The sequence below is a fragment of the Marinobacter sp. genome (genome assembly GCF_041690455.1).
GTDB lineage: Bacteria > Pseudomonadota > Gammaproteobacteria > Pseudomonadales > Oleiphilaceae > Marinobacter.
In genome coordinates, this window is the sequence record NZ_JAWLHI010000116.1 from 1 (window position 1) to 6255 (window position 6255).

Here is a 6255-nt window from a genome sequence, read left to right on the forward strand (position 1 = left end):
ATTGCAATAACAGCGTTGGTGACCGTCTGGATTGATCCGTTTTTCGGGGTTCTGGCCGGGGTTGCTTCGGAAACGGTTCGCGCTGCCTGGATGCGTGGGCGAAAACTGGCAGTAAAACAGTGAGTAAAAGAATCCCTCCGAAAAGAAGTGGCGTGGGTGGTCTTTGCGACCGAACACCACCATTCAGTCCTGGTTTACATTCTGGCCGAGCGAAATATCGACAAGCTCATGCTGAAGCTTTTTCAAGAGGTGCAGAAGGCTGACGCTGTCGTCGAAGCTCATTCCTTGCATAGCCTGTTTGTAAAACTCCGCAATAGTGTCTTGCAGTTGATCCCAGAAATTTCGACCAGATTCGGTAAGTACCACCAGTCGAGCCCGGCGGTCCTGGGGATCCGGTATCCGAAGGACGTGTCCATCTCTTTCCATTCGTTTGAGGACGCCATCGAGGTTTTGGCGACTGACGTAAAGGTACTCTTTCAGCTGATTGAATGAGGTGCCGTCTTCGAATCCTTCTCGAGACAATGCACCCAGTACTGCCCACTGCACAGCACTGATGCCCATCTCATTCTGAACCTGGCGCTGCAGAATGTTTCCAGTCTGGAACAGGCGAAAAAATAGCCGGTTGGGAATGCCTCCGGATTCGTTGACGATCATCTGTGCTCCTATAGTGCGCCGCTGGCGGCTGGGCCGGCGAGGGCGGCTTTCGGCGTCCTGAATCACGGAAGGCATGGGACGCGTCACTTTGGCAGGTACTCGCGGGCGATGATGTTCTTCATAATCTGCGCGGTACCGTCACCTATCTGAAGGCCAAGAACATCCCGCAATCGCTGGGCAAACGGTAAATCCTCACCCCAACCGGTGTGACCGTGGGCCAGCAGGCACTGTTTTACCACATCGAAAGCGAGTTTCGGGCCCCACCACTTGTTCATAGCGGCTTCAGCGTTGTGGGGCAGATTGTTGTCCTTGAGCCAGAGCGCATGGTAGCACTGCATCCTGGCTGCATGAACATAGGTCTGGTATTCAGCCAGCGGATGAGTCAGACCCTGGAAAGCGGACAGGTTCTGGCCGAAGGCGGTTCGCTCGGTCAGCCATTGCCAGGTTTCATCCAGGGATTGTTGCGCCACGGCCAGGCACTGCAGGCCAATCAGGGCGCGGCTATAATCAAAGCCCTGCATGACCTGTTTGAAGCCTTTACCCTCGTCGCCCATCATGTTGACGGCGGGCACTTCCACGTTATCGAAGAAAATCGAGCCGCGACCGATAGCACGCTGGCCGTTGTCCTCAAAACGGGTCGTGGTGAGGCCCGGGCTGTCCATGGGCACCAGGAACGCGCTGATACCGGAGGCCCGTTGTTCCACCGTGCCGGTTCTGGCAAACACCACCGCTACATCGGCCTGGTCGGCCATGGAGATGGACGTTTTCTCACCGTTGAGCACGTAAACGTCGCCCTTCTTCTCTGCTTTGAGGCGCAGGTTGGCGGCGTCGGAACCGCCGTGGGGTTCGGTCAGGGCGATGCAGGCCACTTTCTGGCCGGTGGTCATGCCGTGCAGCCACTCCTTCGCCAGGTCCGGTGCCGCGTGGCTGGCAATGATCTGACCGTTCAGGGAAGTCAGCAGCGGGATATAACCGACATTGAAATCCCCTTTGGAGATTTCCTCGATGATCAGGCCACTGGTAACACAGTCCATGCCGCTGCCACCGAATTCCTCGGGCAGCTCGCCGCCGAGCAGGCCCATCTCGCCGAGCTGGCGGATGATGTCCTTTTCGATGACGCCTTCCTGATCCCGCATACGGTAGCCCGGAGCCAGCACCTCGGCACTGAAGCGGGCCACAACCTCGCGAATCGCGTTCTGTTCTTCATTGAATCCGAAATTCATGGTGTTCTCCGGGCATTGTTTTTGACCCGACGGCATGAGGCCGCCGGGTCGATCTGCTTACTTGTAGAATTTCCGGAAGTCCGGCTTGCGCTTTTCCTTGAAGGCTTTCACGCCTTCTTTGGATTCCTCGGTGTCGTAGTAAAGGCTCAGGGCCTGCATGCCTAGTGCACCGATGCCGGCAATGTTGTCGCTGTCGGCATTGAACGAGCGCTTGGCGATGGTCAGAGCGGTGGGGCTCTTCTCAAGGATTTCCTCGCACCACTTCTGTACTTCCTCATCCAGCTGCTCCTGTGGCACCACTGCGTTAACCAGGCCCCAATCCAGTGCCTGCTGTGCACTGTACTTGCGGCACAGGTACCAGATTTCCCGGGCGCGCTTCTCACCGACAACCCGCGCCAGGTAAGCGGTGCCGAAGCCGGGATCCACCGAGCCGACTTTCGGGCCGACCTGGCCAAAGACAGCGGTTTCCGAGGCAATGCTCAGATCACAGATCACGTGCAGCACGTGGCCACCGCCGATGGCGAAACCGTTGACCCGGGCAATCACCGGCTTGGGCACTTCGCGGATGGTGCGCTGCAGCTCTTCTACCGGCAGGCCGATCAGGCCGCGGCCATCGTACTGGCCTTCGTGGGCGCCCTGGTCGCCGCCGGTGCAGAAGGCTTTTTCACCTGCGCCGGTGAACACGATGACGCCGATGTCCTTGTTCCAGCCGGCGCGGTTGAAGGCGTCCAGCAGCTCCATGCAGGTCTGGCCGCGGAAAGCGTTGTAACGGTCCGGCCGGTTAATGGTGATGGTGGCGACGCCGTTGTTTTCGTCGTACAGGATGTCTTCGTAATTCATGGTGCGTTCTCCTAGATCGTTTAACTGGTCGCTTAGCCGGCCATGGTCAGGCCGCCGGACACACTGATCACCTGGCCGGTAATGAAGTTGGCATCGTCACTGGCGAGCAGGGCGATGACGCCGGGGTAGTCTTCGGGTTGGGCCAGGCGCTTCATGGGCACCGCGTTGCGGAAGGCTTCCAGTAGCTTCTCTGGATTTGGGGCGGTTTCCGCTACGCCCTTGAGCAGTGCGGTATCGGTGGGGCCGGGGCAGACCACGTTCAGGCACACGTTCTTGGTGGCCAGTTCCCGCGCCACTGTCTTGCTGAAGCCAACCAGGCCAGCCTTGCAGGCGGCGTAGACGGATTCGCCGGAAGAGCCGACCCGTGCCGCGTCGGAGGCAATGTTGATGACCTTGCCGCCACCGGCGGCAATCATCTTCGGCAGTACCACATGATGCATGTTCAGCGCACCGGTCAGGTTCACTGCAATCAGCTGGTCCCAGAGTTTGGGCTCGGTTTTCAGGAACGGCATGAAGCGGTCGAAGCCGGCGTTATTCACCAGCACTGTGGGCACGCCAAGGTCGTTCTCGATGGCCGCTACGGTGTCAGTAATCGCAGCGTAATCGGTAATGTCGGCGGCGTAGGCGCGGGCGGTACCACCGGCCTCGGTGATCAGGTCTACCGTGGCCTGGGCCGTGTTTTCGTCACGATCCAACACGGCCACGAGGCTGCCCTCTTCGGCAAAGCGCTGACACACGGCGCGGCCAATGCCGCCACCGCCGCCGGTCACGATGACTGTTTTTCCGTTAAGGCCTCTCATGATGACTTGCTCCTGTAGCTGTTAGATCAATGGGATTAACCGCGCGTGGCCGGCTCCAGACGAACTTCTTTGGCCTGCTCGCGCAGTTTGAATTTCTGGATCTTGCCGGAGGCAGTGCGGGGCATGGCCTCGATCACTTCCAGGTATTCGGGCAGGTAGTTTTTGGACAGTTGCTGTTCGGTCAGATAGGCCTTGACCTGGTCCAGGGTAAGGTCGGTGGCGTTCTCGTCGAGCGTGACATAGGCGCACAGGCGCTCACCCAGGCGTTCGTCCGGGCACCCAACCAGGGCGACATCGACAATGCCGGGGAACTTGTAGAGCAGGTTCTCCACCTCAACCACGGGGATGTTCTCACCGCCTCGGATGACCACATCCTTGGTGCGGCCGGTGATGCGGATGTAGCCGTCCTTGTCCATGCGCGCGAGGTCGCCGGTGTTGAACCAGCCATTCTCGTCCACGCCATAGAGTTCGGGCCGTTTGAGATAGCCGACAAACAGGCTGGAGCCCCTTACCAGCAGGCTACCTTCTTCTCCGGCGGGCAGTTCACTGCCCTGGAAGTCGGTGACTTTCACGTCCATGAAGGGCATGGCCTTGCCGTCGGACTGACTGGCCCGCTCGGCGGGATCTTCCGGGCAGGTCATGGTGACAGCGCCGTTTTCGGTCATGCCCCAGGCTGAGACAATCTTTGCCTTCAGGACATTGCCGGCCTGTTCCACCACGGCACTTGGGATCGGTGCGCCGGCAGAGACGAAGATCCGCAGGGATTCCAGTTCGCCCTCGTGCTTGGGTGCGGTTTTCACCAGATCCGCCAGGAACGGCGTGGCGGCCATGGTGAAAGCCGGTTTCTCGGCGGCAATCACCTTGCAGACATAGTCCGCGTCCCAGATGTCCTGAAGGATAGCGGTGGTCCCCAGGTAAACCGGCATCATGATGCCGTACATGAATCCGGTCTGGTGGGCCACCGGAGAGGCCATCAACACCTTGTCGTCCGAGCTCAGGTGCAGGCGGTCGGCGTAAGGACGCACATTGGAAAACAGGGTGTTGGAAGTGTGCATGACCCCCTTGGGTTCGCCGGTGGTACCGGAGGTGTAGAGGATCTGGATGGCGTCGTCGGCAGTAAGTTGGCGCTCGGCAAACAGGGCCTTGGTGTCTTGCTTTTCTTCCCAGGGGGTCTCCACCAGGCGTTGTTCAAAGCTGCGCTCGCCCTCTCCGCCGATGACCAGAAGGGTTTCGAGATCCGGCAGCTCCCCGCGAATGCCGTCAACCATGGCCTCGTAATCAAAGCCACGAAAGACCTTTGGAATGACCAGCAGTTTGGCCTCGCCATGCTTGAGCATGAAGCGCAGTTCCCGCTCCCTGAAGATGGGCATGAGCGGATTCAGAATCGCGCCGATGCGCATGCAGGCCAGGTGCAGGGCGGTGGTCTGCCACCAGTTCGGTAGCTGGCAGGCCACCACCTCACCTTTCCCGATACCCAGTGCCACAAGGCCCGCCGCCATGCGGGTGACTTTGTCATTGAGTTCCCGATAAGTGAGGGCGGTGCGGGTGTCGCTGGTGAACTGGTAGCCGACGATGGCTTCCCGGTCCGGGGTGCTGGCGACTGCCTGATCCAGGTAGTCAGTAATGAGCTTGTCGTTCCAGGCGCCGCTTTCGAGCATGGCGGCACGGCGTTCCGGATTGAGAGTGATGCCTGTATCCATCTGATTCACCTGTTGTGTCCGGTTTGTTTTTGTTGGATGGCCTGACCGTAAAAGCAGGTCGTTGCCTTGTCGGTTTCAACATACGCCTTCTCAAAATAATATGTCAATATGTTGCCTTAAAAGCGTTCCGGTGTGGCCTCTGAAAATCGGATAAGTAAGCTTTCATGGCTTTCAATGAAAGTAATAAGAAAGCACCTGTTAGTGGAGATGGTTATGGAGTACAGCAACATATTGCTTGAAAAGCACGAGGCTGTGGTCCAGTTTTGCCAGCGAGGATCGCAACGAGGGTATGACTGCTTTTCTCGAGAAACGTCAGCCCGAGTGGAAGCACCGTTAATCTGCGCAGTTGCCTTGTCAGTTTCAACATACGCCTCTTCAAAATATAAAGCTGGCAGACATGCAGACGGACATCACCCTGGCCCTGCTCGGATGAAGGATGAGGGCACGGCTGCCGTCGAGATCACTTCCATCATGAAGCGCAATTCCTGCGGCAAGGCTCTGGATGTTGCCCGCCTGGCCAGGGATATGCTCGGGGGTAACGGTATCAGTGATGAGTTCGGGGTGGCGCGACACCTGGTGAATCTGGAAGTGGTGAACACCTATGAAGGCACCCAAGATGTTCACGCCCTGATTCTGGGTCGAGCCCAGACCGGGATTCAGGCGTTCTTTTGATCATTCCCAGCCAGGATTGTCGGTATTGCAGGGTCTGGTCTTTGGGTAGTCCTGCACTGAAATGAACGTTGGCCTGCTTTTTTGCACCAGGTCAGGGCGAACCCGGGATGTGACCACATCCTGATCTGGTTTGATTGTGCAAAGTGCACAGGCCAGGTGTCATCCACCCTCTAAATCCATGGCCTTGAGAACCACATGGCACAGACGTTGCGATCTTTCTCTCGTGTTTTCATCAAAGAGAGATATGGCAATGACCACACAAGTAACGCCTCAGGAACAGGACTACCCGCTCAGCCCGGTGCCCATGGACCAGCGCCGCAGTATCTGGTCCATGGGCCTGGTTCTGCTTGGTTTCACTTTCTTTAC

At 58.2% G+C, this 6255-nt stretch carries 5 protein-coding genes and 1 pseudogene; 1 reads left to right on the forward strand and 5 read right to left on the reverse strand.

Annotation, left to right across the window (positions count from 1 at the left end; all coding sequences use genetic code 11):
- Window positions 1-183: 183 nt before the first annotated feature.
- The 5 genes from ACESMW_RS18060 to ACESMW_RS18080 all read right to left on the reverse strand — a co-directional run bounded on the left by ACESMW_RS18060 (window position 184) and on the right by ACESMW_RS18080 (window position 5217).
- Window positions 184-654: a MarR family winged helix-turn-helix transcriptional regulator gene (locus ACESMW_RS18060; protein WP_372988368.1), complete on the reverse strand. Its 471-nt coding sequence runs from the start codon at window positions 652-654 to the stop codon at window positions 184-186.
- Window positions 655-737: 83 nt separating this feature from the next.
- Complete coding sequence (gene aliB / locus ACESMW_RS18065; protein ID WP_372988369.1) at window positions 738-1877, reverse strand: cyclohexanecarboxyl-CoA dehydrogenase; 1140 nt, start codon at window positions 1875-1877, stop codon at window positions 738-740.
- Window positions 1878-1934: 57 nt separating this feature from the next.
- Entirely contained in the window at window positions 1935-2717 is a 783-nt protein-coding gene (locus ACESMW_RS18070; protein ID WP_372988370.1) for an enoyl-CoA hydratase-related protein, read from the reverse strand.
- A gap of 32 nt (window positions 2718-2749) precedes the next feature.
- Window positions 2750-3517 (reverse strand): SDR family NAD(P)-dependent oxidoreductase, encoded by a 768-nt coding sequence (locus tag ACESMW_RS18075; protein WP_372988371.1) that lies wholly within the window; start codon window positions 3515-3517, stop codon window positions 2750-2752.
- A gap of 35 nt (window positions 3518-3552) precedes the next feature.
- A complete protein-coding gene (locus ACESMW_RS18080) occupies window positions 3553-5217 on the reverse strand; it encodes an AMP-binding protein (RefSeq protein ID WP_372988372.1) in 1665 nt (554 codons plus the stop codon).
- Between the two features lie 385 nt (window positions 5218-5602).
- Between ACESMW_RS18080 and ACESMW_RS18085 the strand changes: the two are divergent.
- A pseudogene (locus ACESMW_RS18085) lies at window positions 5603-5889 on the forward strand (acyl-CoA dehydrogenase family protein); the annotation flags it as partial.
- Window positions 5890-6255: the final 366 nt, after the last annotated feature.

Coding starts and splice junctions, on each gene's coding strand:
- ACESMW_RS18060 (WP_372988368.1), bottom strand. CDS start 654: ATGATCGTCAACGAATCCGGAGGCATTCCCAACCGGCTATTTTTTCGC.
- aliB (WP_372988369.1), bottom strand. CDS start 1,877: ATGAATTTCGGATTCAATGAAGAACAGAACGCGATTCGCGAGGTTGTG.
- ACESMW_RS18070 (WP_372988370.1), bottom strand. CDS start 2,717: ATGAATTACGAAGACATCCTGTACGACGAAAACAACGGCGTCGCCACC.
- ACESMW_RS18075 (WP_372988371.1), bottom strand. CDS start 3,517: ATGAGAGGCCTTAACGGAAAAACAGTCATCGTGACCGGCGGCGGTGGC.
- ACESMW_RS18080 (WP_372988372.1), bottom strand. CDS start 5,217: ATGGATACAGGCATCACTCTCAATCCGGAACGCCGTGCCGCCATGCTC.